The 1,691-nt window shown below is 68.2% G+C and carries 2 protein-coding genes; both read right to left on the reverse strand.

Features of this window, described 5'->3' with window-relative positions:
- Positions 1–1,407, reverse strand: a 1,407-nt coding sequence (locus I6U14_RS01520) for a hypothetical protein (protein WP_296896304.1), incomplete at its 3' end; no start/stop codon positions are given.
- A 15-nt stretch (positions 1,408–1,422) separates the two neighbouring features.
- The coding region (locus I6U14_RS01525) for a hypothetical protein (protein ID WP_296896306.1) at positions 1,423–1,691 on the reverse strand (269 nt) is incomplete at its 5' end.

Below are 1,691 nucleotides of genomic sequence, written 5' to 3' on the forward strand. Positions count from 1 at the left end.
CCGGCGGGGGGGGGTGCGCAGCAGGCTGCGGCTCCTGGGTTCCTGGTGGCCGAAGCCGGCCGCCAGGCTGGCCAGGTGGGCGTTGTAGGGTGGCTGGGCGGCGGCGAAATCCCCAAGGGCCGTGGCCGCGTGGCCGAGTCCGGTTGTGGCGACGGCGCGCTGTTGAGCGAACGGCTGAGCGGGTAGGGGCTCATCGGTGCCGTCCAGAGTGGCCAAGGCCGCCTGGAACTGCTCGGCAGCGTCGTAATACTCGGAGCGGGCGTACTGGAGTGTTGCGTAATTGTTTTGCACCACCGCGAAGCGAAGGCTGTCAGCGTCGTTCTGCGGTTTGCCGAGCCCGGCCAGCACCTCGCGGAACGCGCTTTCGGCCTCGTCGTAGCGTCCCGCGTCTTGGTACGCCGCGGCCGCCAGCTCCAGATACTCAAGCGCACGCTTCGGCTCGTCGGCCTTGGCGGCGTAATCGCTGGCGTTGGCGAAGGCTTCGGCGGCGTCGTCGTAACGTAGGGCGATGAGTGCGAGGCGACCGATGTCGCCTTCCACACGTGCAAAATCGGTCGCCAATGCCTTCACTTGACTGATCTTCTCGCCCATTCTCCGCCTGGCCTCGGCGAGCAGTTGCTCCGCCGTTGGATGGTCGCCACGGTCGATGGCGGTTTTGGCGGCGTCGCGCAGGCTGGTGATCTCGGGGTCCTCGATGCTGATGGACTCCCATTGCGCCACTAGGCTCAGGTGCTGACGGGCAATCTGCTGCAAGCGCCCGTGCAGGTCCTCGATGGGCACGGCTTGCTCACCCAAGGTCGCGAGAAAGTTGCCCGTGGCGCAGCGGCTGACGCTGAGGTCGAGGCTCAGCGTGTTGAGCTGCGCGAGCCGTTCCGCTCCTTCCGCACGCAGCGTTGCGAGCACGGGCTCGACCTCGGACCGAGAAACACCGAATACGACATCGCCGGCGATGTCGATGTCACGCAGGGCGACGATGCCTCGGCCGAGACGCACCGACGCTGCAGCCTCGCCAGCGCTCGCTGGTGCGGCGGAGTCGTCGATGCCGTCGGCGGCCGCCCGAGGCTGCTCCGCACGGAGCGCTGCGACCCGTTCGCGGGCTGTGGCCGCGGTCAAGCGCTCTTGTGCGAGGTCCCGCAGGAGCTGCACGGCGTCGCAGGCGGCGACGCCGAGGCGTTGGGCGATGGTCCCGATCTCCTCCGCGTGGGTGCGCTCGAGTCGGAGTTGCGCCTGCACCAGCTGCTCGATCTCCCGTGCCTTGAGGCCGAAGACAACACCACCATCGATGTTCGCGTCTCGGCCGGCGACAACGCCGTCGCCATCGATGTCCACGTCGAGGCGCGCTGCAGCGTTGCCCATCAGCAGCATGAGGGCGGCAGCGACGAGCAGGATTCGGCTTCGGCCTCGCATGACGGCTCAGAACGATCAGTCGCCGATGCGGATACTGTCGGTGTTGACGTCGCGGCCGCCGACCACCCCATCCCCGCCGATCGAGATATCGCTGCTGACCGCGGGCGCGTCGGCGCCGGACCCGTCCGCGCCGGTTGAGGCGCTGAAGCTGCCTTGGTTCACGTCGCGTCCGGCGACGATCCCGTTACCCCCGATGCTGACGCGTTGTGTGGGGGCTTCGGGGGCGCCTGCCTCAGCGACCTCGGCGCGTTTCTCGTCCCACTTCTCGTAGATGACCCAAGCAC

This window comes from Thiohalocapsa sp., from assembly GCF_019695415.1.
Lineage (GTDB): Bacteria > Pseudomonadota > Gammaproteobacteria > Chromatiales > Chromatiaceae > Thiohalocapsa.